18 protein-coding genes are annotated in these 21,786 nt (G+C 60.9%); 9 read left to right on the plus strand and 9 right to left on the minus strand.

The window, feature by feature from the left end:
• The first annotated feature begins 9 nt into the window (after positions 1 to 9).
• A complete protein-coding gene (locus tag AB3226_RS28375) occupies positions 10 to 2,439 on the plus strand; it encodes an RND family transporter (protein ID WP_367375486.1) in 2,430 nt (809 codons plus the stop codon).
• 137 nt (positions 2,440 to 2,576) lie between these two features.
• Here AB3226_RS28375 and mhpT read toward each other — a convergent pair whose 3' ends face one another.
• Entirely contained in the window at positions 2,577 to 3,812 is a 1,236-nt protein-coding gene (gene mhpT / locus AB3226_RS28380) for a 3-(3-hydroxy-phenyl)propionate transporter MhpT (RefSeq protein WP_367375487.1), read from the minus strand.
• Positions 3,813 to 4,146: 334 nt separating this feature from the next.
• Here mhpT and AB3226_RS28385 point away from each other — a divergent pair, with 334 nt between their 5' ends.
• Complete coding sequence (locus tag AB3226_RS28385; protein WP_367375488.1) at positions 4,147 to 5,457, plus strand: OprD family porin; 1,311 nt, start codon at positions 4,147 to 4,149, stop codon at positions 5,455 to 5,457.
• A gap of 57 nt (positions 5,458 to 5,514) precedes the next feature.
• Here the strand turns inward: AB3226_RS28385 and AB3226_RS28390 are convergent, their stop codons facing one another.
• Entirely contained in the window at positions 5,515 to 6,003 is a 489-nt protein-coding gene (locus AB3226_RS28390; RefSeq protein WP_367375489.1) for a MarR family winged helix-turn-helix transcriptional regulator, read from the minus strand.
• A gap of 211 nt (positions 6,004 to 6,214) precedes the next feature.
• Between AB3226_RS28390 and AB3226_RS28395 the strand changes: the two genes are divergently transcribed.
• From AB3226_RS28395 to AB3226_RS28415, 5 genes are all read left to right on the plus strand, one after another.
• Positions 6,215 to 7,045 carry a p-hydroxycinnamoyl CoA hydratase/lyase gene (locus AB3226_RS28395; protein ID WP_017847933.1) on the plus strand — a complete coding sequence of 277 codons (831 nt, stop codon included), beginning with the start codon at positions 6,215 to 6,217 and terminating at the stop codon, positions 7,043 to 7,045.
• A 127-nt stretch (positions 7,046 to 7,172) separates the two neighbouring features.
• Positions 7,173 to 8,621, plus strand: coding sequence for an aldehyde dehydrogenase (locus tag AB3226_RS28400; RefSeq protein ID WP_367375490.1), 1,449 nt, complete (start codon positions 7,173 to 7,175; stop codon positions 8,619 to 8,621).
• Positions 8,622 to 8,767: 146 nt separating this feature from the next.
• Entirely contained in the window at positions 8,768 to 10,651 is a 1,884-nt protein-coding gene (locus AB3226_RS28405; protein WP_367375491.1) for a feruloyl-CoA synthase, read from the plus strand.
• Entirely contained in the window at positions 10,648 to 11,889 is a 1,242-nt protein-coding gene (locus AB3226_RS28410) for an acetyl-CoA C-acyltransferase (RefSeq protein ID WP_367375492.1), read from the plus strand. The genes AB3226_RS28405 and AB3226_RS28410 overlap by 4 nt, the downstream gene beginning before the upstream one ends.
• A 93-nt stretch (positions 11,890 to 11,982) precedes the next feature.
• Entirely contained in the window at positions 11,983 to 12,696 is a 714-nt protein-coding gene (locus AB3226_RS28415; protein ID WP_367375493.1) for a GntR family transcriptional regulator, read from the plus strand.
• A gap of 11 nt (positions 12,697 to 12,707) precedes the next feature.
• Here AB3226_RS28415 and AB3226_RS28420 read toward each other — a convergent pair whose 3' ends face one another.
• From AB3226_RS28420 to AB3226_RS28450, 7 genes are all read right to left on the minus strand, one after another.
• Positions 12,708 to 13,658, minus strand: coding sequence for a 2Fe-2S iron-sulfur cluster-binding protein (locus AB3226_RS28420; protein WP_367375494.1), 951 nt, complete (start codon positions 13,656 to 13,658; stop codon positions 12,708 to 12,710).
• Positions 13,655 to 14,701, minus strand: a complete 1,047-nt coding sequence (locus AB3226_RS28425; protein WP_367375495.1) for a Rieske 2Fe-2S domain-containing protein — start codon at positions 14,699 to 14,701, stop codon at positions 13,655 to 13,657. Before AB3226_RS28425 ends, AB3226_RS28420 begins: the two co-directional genes overlap by 4 nt.
• 197 nt (positions 14,702 to 14,898) lie before the next feature.
• Entirely contained in the window at positions 14,899 to 16,122 is a 1,224-nt protein-coding gene (locus AB3226_RS28430; protein ID WP_367375496.1) for a DUF3422 domain-containing protein, read from the minus strand.
• A gap of 326 nt (positions 16,123 to 16,448) precedes the next feature.
• Positions 16,449 to 17,663, minus strand: a complete 1,215-nt coding sequence (locus AB3226_RS28435) for a pyridoxal phosphate-dependent aminotransferase (protein WP_367375497.1) — start codon at positions 17,661 to 17,663, stop codon at positions 16,449 to 16,451.
• Positions 17,660 to 18,298, minus strand: coding sequence for an RraA family protein (locus AB3226_RS28440; RefSeq protein ID WP_367375498.1), 639 nt, complete (start codon positions 18,296 to 18,298; stop codon positions 17,660 to 17,662). The genes AB3226_RS28435 and AB3226_RS28440 overlap by 4 nt, the downstream gene beginning before the upstream one ends.
• Entirely contained in the window at positions 18,298 to 18,960 is a 663-nt protein-coding gene (locus tag AB3226_RS28445; protein ID WP_367375499.1) for an RraA family protein, read from the minus strand. Before AB3226_RS28445 ends, AB3226_RS28440 begins: the two co-directional genes overlap by 1 nt.
• Entirely contained in the window at positions 18,960 to 19,625 is a 666-nt protein-coding gene (locus AB3226_RS28450) for an RraA family protein (RefSeq protein WP_367375500.1), read from the minus strand. The genes AB3226_RS28445 and AB3226_RS28450 overlap by 1 nt, the downstream gene beginning before the upstream one ends.
• A 105-nt stretch (positions 19,626 to 19,730) precedes the next feature.
• Between AB3226_RS28450 and AB3226_RS28455 the strand changes: the two genes are divergently transcribed.
• Both AB3226_RS28455 and AB3226_RS28460 read left to right on the plus strand, forming a co-directional pair.
• Complete coding sequence (locus tag AB3226_RS28455) at positions 19,731 to 20,624, plus strand: LysR family transcriptional regulator (protein ID WP_367375501.1); 894 nt, start codon at positions 19,731 to 19,733, stop codon at positions 20,622 to 20,624.
• A gap of 247 nt (positions 20,625 to 20,871) precedes the next feature.
• Positions 20,872 to 21,690 carry an alpha/beta fold hydrolase gene (locus tag AB3226_RS28460; protein ID WP_367375502.1) on the plus strand — a complete coding sequence of 273 codons (819 nt, stop codon included), beginning with the start codon at positions 20,872 to 20,874 and terminating at the stop codon, positions 21,688 to 21,690.
• Positions 21,691 to 21,786 lie beyond the last annotated feature (96 nt).

Below are 21,786 nucleotides of genomic sequence, written 5' to 3' on the forward strand. Positions count from 1 at the left end.
GAGTCAGACTTGAAAGACGACAAAACCCAAACCGTGATCGGCCGCCTGGAAGACTTCGACCAGACGTCGGGCAACTTCGCCGAGCGAATGATCTTCAACCATCGACCGCTGGTGATCCTGCTGTGTCTGCTGGTGACGCTGGTGCTCGGCTGGCAAGCCACGGGCATCGGTATCAACGCCAGCTATGAGAAGACCATCCCTACGGGGCACCCCTACGTCGCCAACTTCCTGGAGAACCGCAGCGAGCTGAGCGGTCTGGGCAACTCGTTGCGAATCGCTGTGGAGGTCAAACAGGGCAGCATCTTCACCAAGGATTACCTCGACACCCTGGCCAGGCTCAACGACGAGCTGTATCTGCTGCCGGGTGTCGATCGGCCTTACATGAAATCGTTATGGACCCCGACCACGCGCTGGACCGCAGTGACCGAGGAGGGCCTCGATGGCGGCACCGTGATCCCCGATGACTATGATGGTTCGGCGACCAGTATCGAGCAGGTGCGAACCAACGTCGGCCGTTCCGGTGAGGTCGGCCAATTGGTCGCCGGTAACTTCAAGTCCAGCGTGATCTTCGTGCCGTTGCTCGACGTCAGTCCGCAGACCGGCAAAGCCCTGGACTACGGTGAGTTCTCCCGGCAGTTGGAGGCGCTGCGGGACAAGTACCAGACCGATGAACTTCGAATCCACATCACTGGTTTCACCAAAATCGTCGGCGATCTGATCGAGGGGCTGACCCAGGTCCTGTTGTTCTTCGTGATGGCGGTGTTGGTGACCGTGGTGGTGCTTTACGGTTACACCCGCTGCGCGCGCAGCACCCTGGTGGTGGTGACCTGTTCGTTGGTGGCCGTGCTCTGGCAGATGGGCCTGCTCGCGATGCTTGGGTTTGAGCTGGACCCGTACTCGGCGCTGGTGCCGTTTCTGGTGTTTGCCATCGGCATGAGCCATGGCGCGCAGAAGATGAACGGCATCGTGCAGGACGTCGGTCGCGGCACCCATCGGGTGGTGGCCGCGCGTTATACCTTCCGCCGACTGTTCGCCGCCGGCATGACCGCTTTGCTCTGCGATGCGGTGGGCTTCGCCGTGTTGCTGCTGATCAATATCCGGGTGATTCAGGACCTGGCGATCACTGCCAGCCTCGGCGTGGCGGTGCTGATTTTCACCAACCTGATTCTGCTGCCGATCCTGCTCAGCTATATCGGTGTCAGCCCGGCAGCGGCGCAACGCAGCCTGAGTTCGGAAACCGCCGAGCTGCAAGCACAAACCAAGCATCCCTTGTGGCGTGTACTCGATCTGTTCACCCAACGGCGCTGGGCCATCGGCGCGATGCTGGGCGGCCTGCTGCTGGCAGCGTTTGGTTTTGCCGTGAGCCTGAACCTGAAGATCGGCGATCTCGACCCTGGCGCTCCGGAGTTGCGCGCCGACTCGCGCTACAACCGCGACGCGCTGTTCATGACGCAAAACTATGCGGCCAGTTCGGATATTTTCGTGGTCATGATCAAGACGCCGGAAGATCAGTGCACGCGCTACGCCAGCCTGTCTGCGGTGGACGCGTTGGCCTGGCAACTGGAGCAATTGCCTGGGGTAGAGTCGACCACTTCAATGGCGGCGATGAGCAAGATCGCCACGGCCGGTTACAACGAAGGCAACTTCAAGTGGTATGAGCTGATCCCCAACGACGGTGCGTTGGGCGCAGTGCAGACCCGGGCTCCGCGGGAGCTGTTTAATCAGGGCTGTTCGATGCTGTCGCTGTACGTATACCTGTCCGATCACAAGGCCGATACCCTGAATCGGGTGGTGGCGGCGAGCGAGGCTTTCATCGCTGCGCATCAGGCGCCAGAGGTCAAGTTCATGCTGGCCGCCGGCAGCGCCGGAATCGAAGCCGCGACCAATATCGTGGTGAAAAAATCCATGCACGAGATGCTGTTCTGGGTCTACGGCGCGGTCAGCCTGCTATGCCTGCTGACCTTCCGCAGTTGGCGTGCAACCCTCTGCGCGATGCTGCCGCTGATGCTCACCTCGATTCTTTGCGAGGCGCTGATGGTGGGTCTGGGCATGGGCGTGAAAGTCGCGACACTGCCGGTGATCGCGCTCGGCGTGGGGATCGGCATCGACTACGCGCTCTATGTGTTGAGCGTGATCCTGGCTCGAATGCGTGCCGGTGACACTCTGGCCCAAGCCTATTACCAGGCGCTGTTGTTCACCGGCAAAGTGGTTCTGCTGACCGGCATGACACTGGCGGTCGCGGTCTCGACCTGGGCGTTCTCGCCGATCAAGTTCCAGGCCGACATGGGCATCCTGCTGGCCTTCATGTTCCTGGTGAACATGCTTGGCGCCTTGATCCTGCTGCCGGCCTTGGCCTGGTTACTGCTGCCGCAGAAGGTCTTCGCAAAAAAGCCTGAAATGAGTTCGCTGGTGCCACTAGTCAAGGAGCTGTCCCGATAAACGCTGAGTGCGCAATCCATGTGGGAGCGGGCTTGCTCGCGAAGACGGCGGTACAGTCAACATTGATGTCGTCTGACACACCGCTTTCGCGAGCAAGCCCGCTCCCACAGGTTCCGCATATTGACTGATTCGACCTGTCAGGATTTGTCGGCGACCGGGTTCGTCATGTTGAGCTCGGGCTCGGTCCGCGCTGCCGAACGGGCAATCACGCTGATGATGGTCAGTGCTGCAATCACCAACCCGGGGGAGGTCGCCAGCAATACCCCGGTGGTGCCGGCTCCGGCTGCCAGAATCTGCCCCGCGGCCAAGGGCCCGGCGACTGACCCCAGGCGACCGATGGCCACAGCCGCGCCGACGCCGGTGGCACGCACCGAAGTCGGGTATGACGGCGGTGCCAGGGCGTAAAGCACCAGTTGCGCAGCCATCACAAACAACCCCGCAGCAAACCCGGCGATGCCCATAGGAACAATACCCACCGACAGCCCGACCCCGGCCAGCGCCACCAGCAAGCCGGCATAGACAAACAGCACCACCTTGATGCCGTTGCAGCGATCCAGCAGCACTCCGCCGAGCAGGGAGCCGAGGGCGCCGCCGATATTGAACAGCATCTGCACCAGGCCAGCCTGGGGTTTGCTGAATCCCTGTTCCAGCAGCAGTGATGGCAGCCAGTTGAGCAGCATGTACATCACGGTCAGGGTGAAGAAGTAGCTCAGCCACAACGCCAAGGTAACGCGAGCGCGGCCTTCGCCGAACAGTGCCTGGCCGGTTGATGCGCGCGCTAAATTGACGGTCCCTTGTTGCTGGCGAAAGGCGCTGGACTCGGGCAGCAACAGGATCATCAGCGGCACCACCAGCAACGGCGCGAGACCGCCGATGATGAAGGTCGTCTGCCAATGATCGGTGAACAGCATAGCGACCACCGCCGCCAGTGCTCCACCCAACGGCACGCCGGCATACATGATGCTGATGGCGGTACCTCGGCGTTGCTCACCCACGGCTTCGGCACACAAGGCGATCAGGTTGGGCAGGGCGGCGCCCAGGCCCAGGCCGGTCATGAAGCGCGCCAGCAGCAGGCTGGAGAACGTGCTGACGTAGGCAGTGCTGAGCGAGAACACGCCGAACAGCAGCACCGCTGCGATGAGGATTTTCTTGCGGCCGATGCGATCGGCAATCCAGCCGCCGAAGAAGGCGCCCGGCAGCAAGCCGATGATGCCGGCACTGAACACCCAGCCCATCATTTTCGGGTCCAGGACAAAGGTCTGGCGCAGTCCCGCGGCGGCAGTGCCGGCAGCTTGCAGGTCGAAGCCTTCAATCAATGCAACGATAAAACACAGGGCGATGGTCAGCGTCGTGCGACGTGATGGGATGTCCATGGCGAACCTCATTATTGTTTTTGTGGGTGTACTGACGGGTGAGCGCGAGCCTGTTCGCCTCAAGCGATGACAGGCTGGAATTAAGATTAACAAAGATAACTAAAAAATGAACGGCCAAGGTTTGTGGCCAAAAAATGGCGTTAAATTCATTAAAATCAACGTCATGACGAATTGAGTAAGATGGATCTAAAAAATAGATAATAATATTAATGTTCGGTTATCGGTCATTGTGGATTGACGCCACCCCTCGGCTGTTTCCATTCTCTGGCCTGAGATCCTTGGAACAACCCTGCGATCCCGTTCAAAAAACAACAACAATAAGTGGACATCGAACATGCCAAAGCTCCCTTCGGACGCCCTTGCAGCGACTTCAGCCTTACCTGTTCGCGCACCTTGCCTGGTCCTGCTGGGCTTGAGTGTGATTGCCACCCCGGCGCTGACCGAAGGCTTCATCGACGACAGCCACGGTACCTTGACCTTGCGCAATTACTACCTGGATCGCGACTACAAGGATGACGGGGCGAAAACCGCGGCCAGGGAATGGGCTCAGGGTTTCATCATGAATGTGGAGTCGGGCTTTACCCCGGGGACTGTCGGCTTCGGCCTGGATGCCCGCGGGCTGATGGGAGTGAAGCTGGACTCGTCGCCGGACCGCAGCGGCACCGAGTTGCTGCCGGTGTCCAGCAGCGACAAGCGCGCGGCGGACGAGTATTCGCGCCTGGCCATGACCGCCAAGATGCGTTTTGCCCAGACCACGGTTAAAACCGGTGATGTGTCGATCTTCCTGCCGTTCGCTTTCGCCAGCCCGTCGCGGCTGTTGCCGCAGACTTTTCGCGGCACCACCCTCAGTTCCAAGGACATCGACGGACTGACCCTCAACACCGGCTACATCGACCGCATCAACAAGCGTGATTCCACCGACTACCAGCCGATGAGCATCGCCTCGCCGAACCGGCGTTTCAATGGCGCGGCCACCTCATCGCACATGGCCTATGTCGGTGGCGATTATCAGGTGAACAAAGACCTTAGTCTACGTGCCTATCACGCCGAAGTGGCGGACCTGTACCAGCAGAACACCCTGGCCTTGCTGCACAATCTGCAGGTGGGCGAGGGCACGCTGACCACCGATTTGCGCAGTTTTTTCAGCGACGAAGATGGCAGCGCCAAGGCTGGCAAGGTGGACAACCGCAATCTCTCGGCACTGTTCGGCTATCGCTTTGGCGGCCATCGCCTGAGCCTGGGGTATATGCACGCCAGTGGTGACACCGCGACGCCTTATGTATCGGGCACCGAGTTGATGGGCATGAGCGAGCTGACCATGAGCTCGGACTTCCTCAATGCCAAGGAGCGGACCTGGCAAGCGATGTACGACTATGACTTCGCCGCCGCCGGGGTACCAGGCCTGAAGAGCCGGCTACGTTATGTGCGCGGTGACCATATCGAACTGGCGGCGTTGAATGCCGACGACCGCAAGGAGCGGGAATTTCAGATGGAGCTGGGGTATGTGATCCAGAGTGGCCCGCTGAAGAATGTCGGGCTGATGGCGCGCAAGTCGATATATCGCAATGACTTCCCCGCCGGCGCGGCGTTTCGCGATGAAAACCAGACTCGCTTTCTGGTGCTTTACACCGTGCCGATCTGGTAAGTCGTTTTACTTGTCATGAGGCCGGCCGTTCCCCAGGAACGCGCCGGCGTTGGCGTTTCAGGCCTGGTACACCTTCTTCAGCAACCTGAGCAGTTCTTCGCGTTCCTGGCTGTCGAGGTTGGACGTTGCATCCATGTCGCTCTCGGCGGCGATCAGTTTCAGCTCCTTGAGCAGGGCCTCGCCGGTCTTGCTGAGAAAAATCCCATAGGAGCGCTTGTCCGGTTTGCAGCGCACTCGCACCGCCAATGCCCGGCTTTCCAGTTTGTTCAGCAGCGGCACCACTTGCGGTGGCTCGATGGTCAAGGCCTTGGCCAAGTCGGCCTGCATCAGCCCGGGGTTCTGGTCGATGATCGCCAGGGCCGAGAACTGCGCCGGGCGCAAGTCATGGGCCGAGAGCCGACCAATGAGGTTCTGGAACAGTTTCAGCTGCGCCCGGCGCATGGCGTAACCGATCAGATCGTCCAGGGCGGAATCCAGCGGTGCCGGGGTTTCGGCGCTGTCGGCAGGGGCCTCGGGGGCGGCGGCAATCTTGGAAGACTTGGCCATTGCAGGGTGAATCCTCAGCTAGCGGTTAAGAAGACTATCTAGTTTGCCGAGGTTGGCCGGGGATAGCCATGACCTCTTTCAGATCTCTGGGCGTTGCGCCTGTTTTTGGGACGAAAAATATTTGGTTAATTTGATTAATGGTTAATTGACATAACTAATATTGGGGTTTAGTTTTTACCCATCGTCAAGCCAAGAACAAGAGAGCAATGCCATGAGCAATTACGAAGGTCGCTGGACAACGGTCAAAGTGGAAATCGAGGAAGGCATTGCCTGGGTCATCCTCAATCGCCCGGAAAAACGCAACGCCATGAGCCCGACATTGAACCGCGAAATGATCGACGTTCTGGAAACCCTGGAGCAAGATCCGGACGCTGGTGTGCTGGTGCTGACCGGCGCGGGCGAAGCCTGGACCGCAGGCATGGATCTCAAGGAATACTTCCGCGAAGTGGACGCCGGCCCGGAAATCCTTCAGGAAAAAATTCGCCGTGAAGCTTCTCAATGGCAATGGAAACTGCTGCGCATGTATGCCAAGCCGACCATCGCCATGGTCAACGGCTGGTGCTTCGGTGGCGGTTTCAGCCCGCTGGTGGCCTGCGACTTGGCGATCTGCGCCGATGAAGCGACCTTTGGCCTGTCGGAAATCAACTGGGGCATCCCGCCAGGCAACCTGGTGAGCAAGGCGATGGCCGACACCGTGGGCCATCGCCAGTCGCTGTACTACATCATGACCGGCAAGACCTTTGGCGGGCAGAAAGCCGCCGAGATGGGACTGGTCAACGAGAGCGTACCCCTGGCGCAACTGCGTGAAGTGACGATCGAGCTGGCGCGTAACCTGCTGGAGAAAAACCCGGTGGTGCTGCGGGCGGCCAAGCACGGCTTCAAGCGTTGCCGCGAACTGACTTGGGAGCAGAACGAAGATTACCTGTACGCCAAGCTCGATCAGTCGCGCCTGCTGGACACCGAAGGTGGTCGCGAGCAGGGCATGAAGCAGTTCCTCGACGACAAGAGCATCAAGCCCGGTTTGCAGACTTACAAACGCTGACATCCGGCGTTGATTCAAGGCGAGCTGGCCGGCGATCGAGCGTCCGCCAGCTGTTCGCCCCGGCGCCCAGGCGCTACTGTGAGCCCCTCGAACGTATTCCCGATAAAGACAATAAAGAGGAATCACCATGCTGGACGTGCCCCTGCTGATTGGCGGCCAGTCGTGCCCCGCCCGAGACGGTCGAACTTTCGAACGGCGTAATCCGGTGACCGGTGAAGTTGTGTCGCGCGTTGCCGCCGCCACCCTGGAAGATGCCGACGCCGCCGTGGCTGCGGCCAAAGCGGCATTCCCCGCGTGGGCGGCCCTGGCCCCCAATGAACGACGCACCCGGTTGCTGCGTGCGGCCGAACAGTTGCAGGCCCGCAGCGCGGAATTCATCGCGGCTGCCGGCGAGACCGGCGCCATGGCCAACTGGTACGGCTTCAATGTGCATCTGGCGTCCAACATGCTGCGCGAAGCCGCATGCATGACTACCCAAATCACCGGCGAAGTCATTCCCTCCGATGTGCCCGGCAGCTTCGCCATGGCCTTGCGTCAACCCTGCGGCGTGGTGCTGGGCATCGCGCCCTGGAACGCCCCGGTGATTCTCGCCACTCGCGCCATCGCCATGCCGTTGGCCTGCGGCAACACTGTGGTGCTTAAGGCGTCGGAACTGAGCCCGGCGGTGCACCGATTGATCGGCCAGGTGTTGCAAGACGCCGGCCTCGGGGACGGTGTGGTCAATGTCATCAGCAATGCGCCCCAGGATGCCGCGGCGATTGTCGAGCGGCTGATCGCCAACCCGGCGGTGCGTCGGGTCAACTTCACCGGCTCGACCCATGTCGGGCGCGTCGTCGGTGAACTGTCGGCGCGTCATCTCAAACCGGCGTTGTTGGAACTGGGAGGCAAGGCGCCATTCCTGGTGTTGGAGGATGCCGACCTGGATGCAGCGGTGGAGGCTGCAGCTTTCGGCGCCTTCTTTAATCAGGGGCAGATCTGCATGTCTACCGAGCGCCTGATCGTCGATGCCAAAGTGGCCGATGCCTTTGTCGCCAGACTCGCGGCGAAGATCGCCACCTTGCCCGCCGGCAACCCCAACGCCGAAGGTTCGGTGCTCGGTTCACTGGTTGACAGCGGCGCCGGTGAACGCATCAAGCTGTTGATCGACGATGCCCTCGACAAGGGCGCAACCCTGGTTGCGGGTGGTCAACTGGAAGGCAGCATTCTGCAGCCGACACTGCTCGACGGCGTCACCGATGCCATGCGTCTGTACCGCGAAGAATCCTTTGGCCCGGTGGCGGTGGTGCTGCGAGGCGAGGGCGATGAAGAGCTGTTGCGCTTGGCCAACGATTCCGAATTCGGCTTGTCGGCGGCGATATTCAGTCGCGACACCAGCCGTGCTCTGGCCTTGGCTCAGCGGGTCGAATCGGGTATCTGCCACATCAACGGCCCGACCGTGCACGATGAGGCGCAGATGCCTTTCGGCGGGGTCAAGTCCAGCGGCTATGGCAGTTTTGGCGGCAAGGCGTCCATCGAGCATTTCACCCAGTTACGCTGGGTGACCTTGCAGAACGGACCGCGGCACTACCCGATCTGAGCATCCGCCGCACCGTCGGGCGAGCGAACGCTTGAGAGCAATCGCTGCCCGCGTGCAGGCAGACATAACAATAAAGAGGCTGCTGCCATGCCCTGGTTGAACGCATTTCTGCGAGCCGGTGGCATGCCTTGATGGAGAGCAAGCACGTGAGTTCCGAATTCAGATCGCCACCCCAGACCGAAGCCAACGCGCCGCGCTATCGCCAGGTGTCCATCGGTCATCCTGCGGTCGAGGTCAGCGAAGAGCAGGGCATCCTGCATATGCGCTCTCTGGAGCCCTTGGCCAAGTTGCCTGTACGTTTGCTGGATCGCCTGGTGCATTGGGCCCATGTGCGCCCGCAACAGACCTTCATCGCTGCTCGCCAGAACGGCGGCGACTGGCGCCGGGTGAGTTACGCCGAGATGCTCACCAGCGTCCGCGCCATTGCCCAACGCCTGCTGAGTTATGGGCTTTCGGCCGAGCGACCGCTGGCGATCCTCTCGGGCAATGACATCGAGCATTTGCAGATTGCCTTGGGCGCCATGTACGCCGGGATTCCTTATTGCCCGGTTTCTCCTGCCTATTCATTGTTGTCCCAGGATTTCGCCAAGCTGCGGCATGTCTGCAACCTGCTGCAACCTGGCCTGGTGTTCGTCAGCGACGCCGCGGCTTATCAGCGGGCGATCGATGCGGTGCTGCCGGCCGAAACGCCGCTGATCACCGTACGCGGTCAAATTCCCGGCCGCAATCAGGCGAGCTATGCCAGCCTGCTGGAACAACCCGGCGGTGCCGAGGCCGATTGCGCTTTCACGGCTACCGGGCCGGACACCATCGCCAAGTTCCTGTTTACCTCAGGTTCCACCAAGTTGCCCAAAGCAGTGATCACCACCCAGCGCATGCTCTGCGCCAACCAGCAGATGCTGTTGCAGACCTTCCCGGTGTTCGGCGAAGAACCTCCGGTGCTGGTGGACTGGCTGCCGTGGAATCACACCTTCGGCGGCAGCCACAATGTCGGGATCGTGCTGTACAACGGCGGCACTTTTTACCTGGACGACGGTAAGCCGACCGTCCAGGGTTTTGCTGAAACACTGCGCAACCTCAAGGAAATATCGCCCACCGCTTACCTCACCGTGCCCAAGGGCTGGGAAGAACTGGTCAACGCGCTGGAGCAGGACGGCGAGTTGCGCGAATGTTTCTTCTCGCGCATGAAGCTATTCTTTTTCGCCGCCGCCGGTTTGTCCCAGCGCGTTTGGGATCGCCTGGACCGGGTCGCCGAACAGCATTGTGGCGAACGTATTCGCATGATGGCCGGGCTCGGTATGACCGAAGCGGCACCGTCCTGCACATTCACCACCGGGCCATTGTCCATGGCCGGCTACATCGGTCTGCCGGCACCCGGTTGCGAAGTGCGGCTGGTGCCGGTGGACGGCAAGCTGGAGGGGCGTTTTCGCGGGCCGCACATCATGCCGGGTTACTGGCGTGCGCCACAGCAGACCGCCGAAGTGTTCGACGAGCAGGGCTTCTACTGTTCCGGTGACGCTTTGAAACTGGCCGACGCCCGCGATCCGCAACTGGGGCTGATGTTCGACGGGCGCATCGCCGAGGACTTCAAACTGAGCTCCGGTGTGTTTGTCAGCGTCGGCCCGTTGCGCAATCGCGCGGTGCTCGAAGGTTCGCCCTATGTTCAGGACTTGGTGGTGGCCGCGCCGGACCGCGAGTGCCTGGGGGCGCTGGTCTTTCCTCGGTTGTACGAATGCCGACGTCTGGCCGGTTTGAGTGCTCACGCCAGCGATGCCGAAGTCCTGGCCAGCGCGCCGGTGCGTCAGTGGTTCGGCGATTGGCTGCAACGGCTCAATCGCGACGCCACCGGGAATGCCAGCCGCCTGGAATGGATCGCGCTGCTCGACGAGCCCGCCTCCATCGACCGCGGTGAAATCACCGATAAGGGCTCGATCAACCAGCGCGCGGTGTTGCAGTGGCGCGTCGACAAGGTCGAGGCGCTGTATCGCGGCGAAGAACCTTCCATCTTGCGTGCCGGACCTCTGCCGTGAGCGGTGTGGGGCAGTATTCGAGCTTTGGCGATGTGGCCATTTTCGAAGCACTGCGCACGCCTTGGGTCGATCTCGGCGGGGCCTTGGCCCAGGTTTCGCCGATCGACCTGGGGATCAAGGTCGGGCGCGAGGTGCTGGCTCGCGCCGCTATCGATCCATCCTCGGTCGACAGCGTGCTCGCTGGCTCGATGGCTCAGGCCAGTTTCGATGCGTACCTGCTGCCTCGGCATATCGGCCTTTACAGTGGCGTGCCGCAAGAGACTCCGGCGCTGGGTGTGCAGCGCATCTGCGCCACCGGTTTCGAACTCTTGCGGCAGGCCGCCAGTCAGCTGGATGACGGCGTGCAGTTGGCCCTGTGCGTGGCGGCCGAATCGATGTCGCGCAACCCGATTGCCGGCTACACCCACCGAGGTGGTTTCCGGCTCGGTGCGGGCGTGGAATTCAAGGACTTTCTCTGGGAAGCCCTCTACGACCCGGCCCCAGGCGTAGACATGATCACCACCGCCGACAACCTGGCCAGGCGGCACGGTCTGAGCCGCGAAGAGGTGGATCGCTTCGCCCTCGACAGCCATCAATTGGCGCAGCAGGCCCAGGCCGATGGCTGGTTTGAACCGGAGCTGGTGGCGCTCGGCAATGAGCGCTTTGAACTGGCCGGCTATCAGTCACGCAGTATCCAGTTGCCACGGGGCGTAGACCGCGTGACTCGCGATAGTCATCCGCGACCCACCGATCTGGACGCCTTGGGCCGGTTGCGAGCGGTGCATGCCGGCGGTGTGCAAACGGCTGGCAATAGCTGCGCGGTGGTTGATGGCGCGGCGGCCGCGCTGGTAGGGCGAGCCTCTGCGGCCCGGCGTCCGGCGTTGGCCCATTTGCTGGCCAGTGCCGTGGTAGGCGTGGCACCGGAATTCATGGGAATAGGGCCGGCGCCAGCCATCCAGTTGCTGCTGCAACGCAGTGGTTTGGCCCTTGGTGAAATCGGCTTGCTGGAAATCAATGAGGCTCAGGCCGCTCAGGTATTGGCTGTGGCCCAGGCGCTTGAACTGGACGGTGACCGGCTCAACCGGCGGGGCGGCTCGATTGCTTTGGGACATCCTTTGGCCGCTACGGGTTTGCGCCTGGTGCTGACCCTGGCCAGGCAATTGCGTGAGGGTAATCTGCGTTATGGCATTGCCGCCGCGTGTGTCGGTGGCGGGCAGGGCATGGCTCTGCTGATCGAAAACCCGGCGTATCAAGGCTGAAGCAGAACCCCGAGGCTTTTGCTGTAGTCAGCCCAATCCTGCGTCACTGTCTTGCGTTACTATGCAGACCCACCTTTTCTGGAAGTTGCCTGGATGAGTAAGCCCGGTCAAACGGTGCTGGTCGCGTTGCGCAAGATGATCGCCTCGGGCGAGCTGGCGGCTGGCGAGCGCTTGATGGAAATTCCCACGGCGGAGCTGTTCGGTGTTTCGCGAATGCCGGTGCGCATGGCGTTCCGTACGCTGGAGCAGGAAGGCTTGCTGGTGCGTTTTGGCGGGCGCGGTTTTCAGGTGCGTTCGGTCAGCCCCGATGACATTGCCGGTGCGGTTGAAGTGCGAGGTGTACTCGAAGGCCTGGCGGCGCGTCAGACAGCCGAGCGCGGGCTATCGGACGAAGCCCGGGCGACCCTTGAGCTGTGCCTGTTGCAGGGTGATCAGCTGTTTGACAAGGGCTACGTAACCGTAGAGGACCTGGAGGTCTATCACGACCTCAACATGCGATTTCATGAAGTGATTGTCGAAGGCAGCCATAACCCGGCAATTGCCGACGCACTGGCGCGCAACGATCATTTGCCCTTCGCTTCGGTGACAGCCCTGGCCGTAGACTGCAACGACATGGTCCGGGAATACCGACGCTTCAACTACGCCCACATGCAACACCATTCGGTGTTCGATGCTTTGGTCAATCGCCAGGGCGCGCGTGCCGAAGCGATCATGCGCGAGCACGCCAACGCCACGTTACGTTATGCCGAGATCTTCGGCTCGGCGACGGCCGAAGAGCGGATGAAGGTCATTCTCCGCTCGGAATAGGCACGTTTCTTTCAGATGTCCAGCACCAGCAGCGGCGTTTTCGAGCGCGAGCAGCAAGGGGTGAACTGGTCGTTGCAGGCCTGTTCATCCTCGGTGAGGAACAGGTCACGGTGTTCCGGCACGCCCTCCAGAACCCGAGTCAGGCAGGTCCCACAAATGCCCTGTTCGCAGGAAATGGCAATCTCGATGCCCTGGTTCTGCAGAACCTGCACCACGCTCTTGTCGGCCGGCACCTCGAAGACCTGGCCGCTGCTGGCGACCTTGATCGAGAAACTGCCATCGGCGCCAGTGTCGACGGGGTTGGCGGCGAAGTACTCGCGATGCAGGCATTGCTCCTGCCAGCCTTTGCCCTTGGCCGTGTCCAGCACATGCTGCATAAAACCGCCGGGACCACACACATATAAATGAACGTCATTGTGTGGCCTGGCCAGGACCTTGGCCGCGTCCAGCGCAGTGTCGGGCTCCTGATCGAAATGCAGGAACACCCGGTCGGCAAAAGCCGAGTGTTGCAGGCGTTCGACAAAGGCCGCGCGCTCTCGCGAACGGGCGCAGTAGTGCAGCTCGAAATCGGCGCCGCTGTGGGCCAGTCGTTCCGCCATGCAGAGGATTGGGGTAATGCCGATACCACCGGCGAAGAGCAGGCTGCGCCGGGCCTCATGCGCCAACGGAAACAGATTGCGCGGTTCACTGATAGACAGCCGCATGCCAGCGTGGATTTGTTCGTGCATGGCCAGTGAACCACCGCGAGAGACCGGATCCTTGAGCACGCCAATCAGGTAGCGATGGCGTTCTTCAGGGTGGTTGCACAGGGAGTATTGCCGGATCAAGCCGCCAGGCAGGTGCACATCGATATGCGCGCCGGCGCTGAAGGTCGGTAGCGGCCGATCATCGACACTGGCCAACTCGTAGCTGCAGATGTCCTGGGCTTCGTCATTGCGCGATACCACCAGCACTTCGATCATGCCATTGACTCCTGCGGTGTTTTTTCCCGGGCGAGAAGGCGCTCCAGAACACGGCGCGACTGCACGCCACCGGCGTCGATATTGAGCTTGAGCAAGTTGCGCTGGGGATGGCTGAGCAGGTTCTGTTGCTGGCGTTCGAGCATCTCCAGGTCCTCGCTGAAAATCTTGCCCTGACCCTCGCGAATGCTCGCGGTCAAGGCTTCATCCTGCGGGTTGAAATTGCGCGCCATGCCCCAGAAGTACCAGATCGAGGTTTCGGTTTGCGGCGTGATGAAGTCGACGACGATGCTCGACGCCTTGAACTGTTGGGGGGCGTGATAACCACCTTTGCCGGCATGGGCCACACCGACTTCGATCAGCACATGGCTGGGCGGGGTGAAGCGGCAGATCTGCCAGCGATCCACTGGCACATCGTCGGCCAGGTTGTTGCCGCGCAGAGCCATGCGCCAGAAGGGCGGGGCCATGATGTTTTCCATGTGGCGGGCGGTGACCACCTCGTCGCCATCGACCGTGGTCACCGGCGGTGCTTCGTCGATTTCCTTTTGGCCGATGCTGGACGCGTGAACGTAGGTTTCGTGCGTCAGGTCCATCAGGTTGTCGATCATCAGGCGATAGTCGCACTGGATGTGGAACAGGCCACCGCCATAGGCCCACTCATCGCTGACCGCCCATTCCAGATGATGGATCAGCGCTGCGTCGGCCAATGCCTGATCGCCAGGCCAGACCCAGATAAATCCATAGCGCTCGACCACGGCGAACGTCTTGTTGCAGGGAAAACCGCGAACCCGTTGCCCCGGCATTTCCACGGTCTTGCCGTCGCACCCCATCACCAGGCCGTGATAGCCGCACACCAGATTGCCGTTTTCCACATAGCCCAAAGACAGCGGTGCGCCGCGATGCGGGCAGAAGTCCTCGACAGCGGCCACCTTGCCTTCGTGACCGCGATAAAAAACCATCTTTTCACCACAGATCTGCCGGCCCAGCGGCTTGTCGGCGAGTTCATCGGGCGTACAGGCGACGTACCAGGTGTTCTTGGGGTACATGGAGATTCTCCAAGGCTGTTTTTGTTATTTAGTGGATCCATTAATGGTGATTTATGGGGTGTTTGTCAAACTGATTCTGTTTATTAACGATTCTATGGATCCATTGGTGAAGTTTTAGCCCTCGGTCGGGCCAGCCGGATCCGTAGTGGATCATCACGGATGTCAGCTTCGGAATCGGTCGATTCTTGTGCCGCGTATTAATGCTCTTTGGCTTTCCTGATTCTGATCAAAATAAACAGCAGGACGCAGAGCGCGAGCGGGGTCATGGCCAGCATGGCGTCTCTCGCGGAAATGTCCGCGCCCATGACGTGCAGCCCCGAGTAGAACAGCTTGAACAGGCTCAACAAGTAATAGGTGATGGCGATAATCGACAAGCCTTCAACGGCGCGCTGGATTTTGATTTGAGTGTCGGCACGGGCGTTCAGGCTTTTCAGAATTTCCGAGTTCTGTTCTTCCATTTCGACCTGCACACGGGCCTGCAACAAGTCCCCGAGGTTGGCCACGCTTTCGGCCAGTTGCTCCAGGCGTTGTTCGGTGACGGCGCAGTATCTGACCGTGGGTTTAAAGCGTCTTTCGATGAAGATACCCAGTCGCTGACAATCACCCACATGACTTTCGCGCAGTTCGCCCAGGCGTTCGAAAACCAGCTGTGCATAGGCTTGGGTGGCGCTGAAACGGTGTCGGGTTTTTGCGCTGCTGCTGACCACTTGCGCCGACAGGTTGGCAATGTCGGTCAACAATGCCTTCGCATTACCGGTATCGGGGCCGGCGTTACGTTCCGAGAGGTTTACCAGGGTCTTGTCGAAGACGTTGAGCTGAGTGCTCAAGGCTTTCGCGGTAATGAGTGAAAGCGAAGCCATCATTCGGTAGGTTTCGATTTCCAGCAGGCGGCGGATCATCCGTCCCAGCCGATACGCATTCAGGCGTTTGTTAACGAACAGAAAACGGTTGGTACCATCGGCGCTCAGGCGAAAATCGCTCCAGACCGTCGCATCGCCACCGCCGATGCAAGAGCCGCTAGGATCTTTGAACCCATAAACAGACAAATCGCCAGAAAAGGACGTATCAGTGCGTACCACAATCTGCACGGCGTTGATCACGTGCTGCATGAAGGGTTCGACCCGGTCCATCAAGGCTCTGGGTGGCGGGCTCCAGCATGGCTCGTGACTGGAGGAGGGCACCACCAGCGTCAGCGTCAGAAACTCCGCGTGCCGCTCCCACTTCAAGGCATGGCCCTCCAGCTCGGTGATGCCCTGCGCCGCATCCGGGTCGACCGGGCCGGGGCAGCAGCGACTGAGCAGGGTGTCGCACTGCCCGTCAATCGCCAGAAAAGCCAGATGAAACACGTGGGCGGGCTCATCGAAATACAGAGAAGGACGCGCGTGCAACTCGTTGTGCAGGATCAGTCTTTGCGGGTGCATGCTATTTGGGCCATGTTGGAGTTGTTTGTTGTTGGGACTGGATGACGAATACCCGAGTCACAAACCCAACCTGGCGATTGCCCAATACCAGTCAGCCAACCACGGAACCTGTGGGAGCAGGGTTGTGTAGCCAGATGGGCTTGTATGGTGAGAGGGCTTTTGTGGCGAGGGGGCTTGCCCCCGTTGGGTTGCGAAGCGACCCTAAAACCAGTCACCGCGATCTTTAATTAGTATCGCGGCGTCTGGTTTACGACTGCTTCGCAGCCGAACGGGGCGGTGCGGCATTCCGACAAGCCCCCTCGCCACATAAGCCCGCTTCCACAGGTTTAACGCAACGCCGTACAGAACGCGCGGATGGCTTCGCAGGCTTGGCGCAATGACGCATCATCCAGCGCATAGGCAATTCGAATATAGGGGCCAAGGCCGAACGCACTGCCATGCACCACCGCCACATCCGCTTCATCGAGCAATGCATGGGCGACATCTTCGTCGGTGTGCAGCACGCGACCGGCGGGCGAGGTGCGGCCGATCAGCCCTGCGCAAGAGGCGAACGCATAGAACGCGCCCGTCGGGCTCACGCATTCCAGCCCCGGCGTGTCGTTCAGCAGCGCCACCATCAAATCGCGCCGACCCTGGAAAGCGGCACGGCTTTCGCGGATGAACTCTTTCGGCCCCTCCAGCGCGGCGAGTGCGGCTTGCTGCGAAACCGAGCAGGCGCCAGAAGTCTGCTGGCCCTGCAGCTTTTCCATGGCCTCCAGCAACCAGCGCGGCCCGGTGGCAAAACCGATGCGCCAGCCGGTCATGGCGTAGGCCTTGGAGACACCGTTCATGGTCAGGGTTCTTGGTGCCAGTCGTGGCTCCACTTGGGCCAGGGTGTAGAACGCTTGATCGTCGAAGATCAGGTGTTCATAGATGTCATCGGCCAGAATCAGCACGTGGGGCTGATCCAGCAGCACGGCCGCCAGGGCACGAAGTTCCGGCTCGCTGTACACCGCGCCGGTCGGATTGGACGGTGAGTTGAGGATCAACCAGCGGGTCTGCGGGGTGATCGCGGCGGCCAGTGCTGCGGGCGTCAGTTTGAAACCGGTACCGGCATCGCACGTGACGATCCGCGTCTCACCACCGCATAGTTGCACCATTTCCGGGTAACTGACCCAGTACGGCGCCGGCACGATGACCTGATCGCCCTCGTTGAGGGTCGCGGCCAGCGCGTTGTAGATCACCTGTTTGCCACCGTTGCAAACCAGCGTGTCTTGCCAGCTCACGTCCAGACCGTTTTCGCGGCGGAACTTGGCCGCCACCGCTTCTCGCAACGAGCGTACGCCGGCGACCTGGGTGTAGCGAGTGTGGCCATGCTCGATGGCGTGAATGGCTGCTTCACGCACATGTTTGGGAGTATCGAAATCGGGTTCGCCGGCACACAGCGAAATGATCTTCGCCCCTTGTGCCCGGCGCTCCGCCACCCGGTCCATGATCCGATAAGTCGCCGAGGGTTGTGCGCTGGCCAGGCGTTGGTTGAGACGCTGAATGTCGGTGCTCATGCCCGGGTTCTCCAGTCTGTCAGGTTCATCAGTTCCAGGGTCGAGCGGCCTTCGGTCAGCGCCTGCATCATCTGCGCTTCCTTATTCGCGCGCGCCTCGCCTTCTGCGAGGGTACGTGCCGCATCGGCCTTGGGGATGATGATCACGCCGTCGTCGTCAGCCACCACCAGATCGCCCAGCGCCACGAAAGCACCATTGAAATTGAATGGTTGTCCCACCGAAGGGGCGCTGGCCTTGACCGTGCCTTTGACCGAGATACCACGGGCAAATACCGGGAATTGGCGTTTCTTCAACGCCGCGATATCGCGTACGCCACCATCGATTACCAGGCCGACCACGCCAGCCGCTTCGGCCGCCACGGTGAGCACCTCGCCCCAATAACCGGCGATGAAACTGCCCGTGCCCACGACCAGTACGCTGCCACGGGGTACTCGTTCCATCGCCAGATGCAGGGCCAGGTTGTCGCCCGGCGAACATTCCAGCGGGTAGGCGGGGGCGGCGATGAAGGCGCCGTCCCAGATCGGCCGGATCGCACTGTCGACTGCGCAGGGCAGATGGGACGCTTCATACAGAGTCGAGGTGCCCAGTACTTTTGCCCGCGCGCGAAAATCCTGGGGGAAGGGGAACGTGGTCATCAGACTTTCCTCTGCAGGTTGTGATAACCCAGGGCGGCCCGGGCTTCTTTAAGGCTTTTGCCTTGGGTGATCAGGGCGCGAATGTCGGCTTCGACCGATTCGATCTGGCGGGCACACGCCGCCACTTCAGCCGCTCGGGCGCGGGGCACGATCACCACGCCATTGGCGTCGGCAACCACGATGTCACGGGAGCAGACCCGCGCCGATCCGATGGACACCGGCTGGTTGACCGACTTCACTTGCACGCGGTCTTTGCCGGTGCGCATGAAGCGACCTTTGCTGAAGATCGGGTAGCCATCGCCCAGCGCCTTGTTCACATCGCGGCACACCCCGTCGATGACCGTGGCGGCGATCTGTCGGGTGCCGGCGTACTGGGTCATGATGTCGCCCCAAACGGTGCAATCGGTGCGGCCACCGTTGTCGATGACCACTACGTCGCCGGGCGCGACGTCTTCGATGAAGTCGCCCACCGTGCCCGGCGGGACGCTGGCCGAGACGTATTGCACGGTGAACGCCGGTCCGACGATGACCTTGCGGTAATTGTCCAGCGGTGCCACACCGAGGCATTGTCCGGGCAGGCCGAGCTTGTCCAGCGCATCGGAGACGCCAGGAGTGTCGAGGCCTTCAAACAAGGCGACCAGGGTTTGATCTTCAAGATTCATCAGGCGTGCTCCACGCGGATCGCTTCGAATTGGGTGTCGTGCATCACCTCGGCCACCGAACGACCGCTGCGAACGGCCTCGACCATGCCGCCCTGGCGGCGGGCGATGCGCTCGCCGAGATCGATGACCTTTTCGATATAGGTTTGGGGGACGAATACGGTTCCGCAGGTATCGGCAATGACATAGTCATCCTCGCTGACGTCGACACCGGCTACCTTGATCGTCACCGCCGAATCGATCTGTACCACCCGATTGCGCGCACTGATCATGGTGACCCCACGACCATAAACCGGATAACCAATCGCTTCGCTGCCGTCGATGTCGCGGCTGAAACCGTCGATCACCGTGCCGCGCACCTGCTTACCGGCCGCCGCGTTGGCGAGGATGTCGCCCCAGCAGGAAATACCTTCGATACCGCCGGTGATCACCAGCACACGATCGTCGCTGTCGATCTGTTCAACCACTGGGGTAATCAGGTGCACAGTGGGGACGTTGTCGGATTTAGGAGCCAGCAACACGGTACTGGCGCGGCCGACGATCTTCGGGCAGTTCCACAGCGGGCGTAGCCCCACGGTGGCGCCCGGCAGGCCGAGGAAGTCGAGTGCGTCGGAAACCGTGTTGGTGTCCAGCGCCGCCAAGCGATCCAGCAAACTCTTATTGATCATGGGGAAGCCTCAGTGGTGACGGAGGCGCCCAGTGTCAGCGAGACGATTTGATAGGTATATTACTAATCACAGAAGCGTTACATACGTTAAACCTATGGAATAACCATGATCAATTTCCGCTTGATTCGTCACCTCTGGTTGTTCCTGGCCGTTGCCGAAGAACAGAATTTCGGCCGCGCCGCCAAACGCCTGGGAATGTCCCAGCCGCCGCTGAGCGAGCAGATTCAGGTGCTGGAGCAGGCGCTCAAGGTCAGGCTGTTCGACCGCTCGCGGCGAGGGGCGAAACTGACTCCGGTGGGCGCGGCGATCCTGCCGGCGGTGCGCAAATTCGCCGAACAACTGGAGCGCCTGGAACTGGCCGTGGAGGAGGCGGTGGCGGGGCAGTCGGGGATGTTGACCGTCGGCGCGATTTCCACGGCGATGTTCGATGTGTTGCCCGGGTTGATCGAGCAACTGAAGATCGATTACCCGCACCTCACCGTGTCGGTGCGGGAAATCGACAGCGTCGAAGCCGTGCCTGCGCTGGAAGCCGGGGACATCGACCTGGCCTTCGCCCGTCTGGACGGTGACCTGGGGGCCTCGATCAAGTCGCTGCCGCTGACCGAGGATCGCCTGGTCGTGGCTTTGCCCAGCGACCATCCATTGGCTTCGCGCAAGCGCATCAGCCTGTCGAGCCTGGCCACCGAGCCCTTGGTGATGTTTTCCCGAAAGGTCAGCCCGGTGTACTTCGACAATCTGATCGCGACCTGTCGCGCCAGTGGTTTTTCCCCGCGCGTGCTGCATGAAGTGCGCTCCGTCGCTTCGCAAATCGCTTTCGTCAGTTGTGGGCAAGGCATCGCCTTGGTGCCGGCGTCGCTGAAAAAACTGGCCCCCGATAATGTGGTGTTGCGCCCCCTGAGCCAGCCGCTCAACGTAGTGACGACTGCGGTGGCCTGGAATGTGGATCGGCCGAATCCGTTGGTGGAGGAGGTGGTCGCCCGGCTCCAAAAAACAGTTTGATAGGTTTGACCTATGACGGTATTCCCGAATGAGGAATTTACAGAAGACCCGATCCCCGCGAAATTGACGGCCTGCCGGCGCAACCTGTGGCGAGGGAGCTTGCTCCCGCTTCAGTGCGCAGCACTCACAAAACTAGGCAGTTTGTCAGATTTCTGGGGCTACGCAGCCCGGCGCGAGCAAGCTCGCTCGCCACAGTGAACCGCATTTGCGGCCCGGCGGTAATCTCTTTACTCAAGGAATCCATCACGTGTCCAAACCCGAAACCTTCACTCAAACGCACATCCCTCTGACGGTGGAGGGCGTCCAGTTGAACATCGCCACCCTTCACCGCGACGGTGTATTGGCGCCGATTGTGTTCCTGCATGGGTTTGGCTCGACCAAGGAAGACTATGCCGACATCGTGCAGCAGGCTGCATTCGCCGGTCATCCTTTCGTTGCTTATGACGCACCGGGTTGCGGGGATAGCCAGTGCAGTGACCTTTCGCGGATTTCCATCCCTTTTTTGCTGAAGACCGCGTTGCAGGTGCTAGAGCATTTCGGTATCGAACGTTTTCATCTGGTCGGCCATTCCACGGGAGGACTGACCGCACTGATGTTGGCTCATCAATGCCCGGACCGGGTACTCAGCTTTGTCGACATCGAAGGCAACATCGCCCCGGAGGACTGTTTCCTCAGCCGGCAGATCGTCGATTACCCGGCGGACGATCCTGAGGTATTTTTCACCGCCTTCATCGAACGCGCCCGGCACGCACCGGCTTATGCCAGCGCGCTTTATTCCGCCAGTTTGCGGCACAAGGTTCGTGCCGGTGCGGTGCGCGGGATTTTCGAGTCGATGGTTGATCTCTCCGACAACGCCGATTTGATGGGCAAGTTCCTCGGCCTGCAATGCCCGCGCATGTTCATGTACGGCGAGCAGAACGCTTCATTGTCCTATCTGCCGCATATCCAGGCCCAGGGGGTGCGCTTGGCGCCGATTGCGCAGTGCGGGCATTTCCCCATGTATTCCAACCCGATCGCGATGTGGCAGCAAATCGCCGATTTTCAGGCGAACGGCCATCGCGGATGAGTCCGGCACGAGTTGCGCAGCACCGTTGTGAACTATTCTTTTCAAGTGGCCCCTGCAATGCCTTATTCAAGGAATTGATATAAATCAACGCTTAAG

It is taken from the genome of Pseudomonas lini (assembly GCF_964063345.1).
Taxonomy (GTDB): domain Bacteria; phylum Pseudomonadota; class Gammaproteobacteria; order Pseudomonadales; family Pseudomonadaceae; genus Aquipseudomonas; species Aquipseudomonas lini_B.

What these genes read in the sequence shown, in the direction of transcription:
- mhpT (WP_367375487.1), bottom strand. Translation starts at nt 3,812, where the DNA reads ATGGACATCCCATCACGTCGCACGACGCTGACCATCGCCCTGTGTTTT.
- AB3226_RS28385 (WP_367375488.1), top strand. Translation starts at nt 4,147, where the DNA reads ATGCCAAAGCTCCCTTCGGACGCCCTTGCAGCGACTTCAGCCTTACCT.
- AB3226_RS28390 (WP_367375489.1), bottom strand. Translation starts at nt 6,003, where the DNA reads ATGGCCAAGTCTTCCAAGATTGCCGCCGCCCCCGAGGCCCCTGCCGAC.
- AB3226_RS28395 (WP_017847933.1), top strand. Translation starts at nt 6,215, where the DNA reads ATGAGCAATTACGAAGGTCGCTGGACAACGGTCAAAGTGGAAATCGAG.
- AB3226_RS28400 (WP_367375490.1), top strand. Translation starts at nt 7,173, where the DNA reads ATGCTGGACGTGCCCCTGCTGATTGGCGGCCAGTCGTGCCCCGCCCGA.
- AB3226_RS28415 (WP_367375493.1), top strand. Translation starts at nt 11,983, where the DNA reads ATGAGTAAGCCCGGTCAAACGGTGCTGGTCGCGTTGCGCAAGATGATC.
- AB3226_RS28420 (WP_367375494.1), bottom strand. Translation starts at nt 13,658, where the DNA reads ATGATCGAAGTGCTGGTGGTATCGCGCAATGACGAAGCCCAGGACATC.
- AB3226_RS28425 (WP_367375495.1), bottom strand. Translation starts at nt 14,701, where the DNA reads ATGTACCCCAAGAACACCTGGTACGTCGCCTGTACGCCCGATGAACTC.
- AB3226_RS28430 (WP_367375496.1), bottom strand. Translation starts at nt 16,122, where the DNA reads ATGCACCCGCAAAGACTGATCCTGCACAACGAGTTGCACGCGCGTCCT.
- AB3226_RS28435 (WP_367375497.1), bottom strand. Translation starts at nt 17,663, where the DNA reads ATGAGCACCGACATTCAGCGTCTCAACCAACGCCTGGCCAGCGCACAA.
- AB3226_RS28440 (WP_367375498.1), bottom strand. Translation starts at nt 18,298, where the DNA reads ATGACCACGTTCCCCTTCCCCCAGGATTTTCGCGCGCGGGCAAAAGTA.
- AB3226_RS28445 (WP_367375499.1), bottom strand. Translation starts at nt 18,960, where the DNA reads ATGAATCTTGAAGATCAAACCCTGGTCGCCTTGTTTGAAGGCCTCGAC.
- AB3226_RS28450 (WP_367375500.1), bottom strand. Translation starts at nt 19,625, where the DNA reads ATGATCAATAAGAGTTTGCTGGATCGCTTGGCGGCGCTGGACACCAAC.
- AB3226_RS28455 (WP_367375501.1), top strand. Translation starts at nt 19,731, where the DNA reads ATGATCAATTTCCGCTTGATTCGTCACCTCTGGTTGTTCCTGGCCGTT.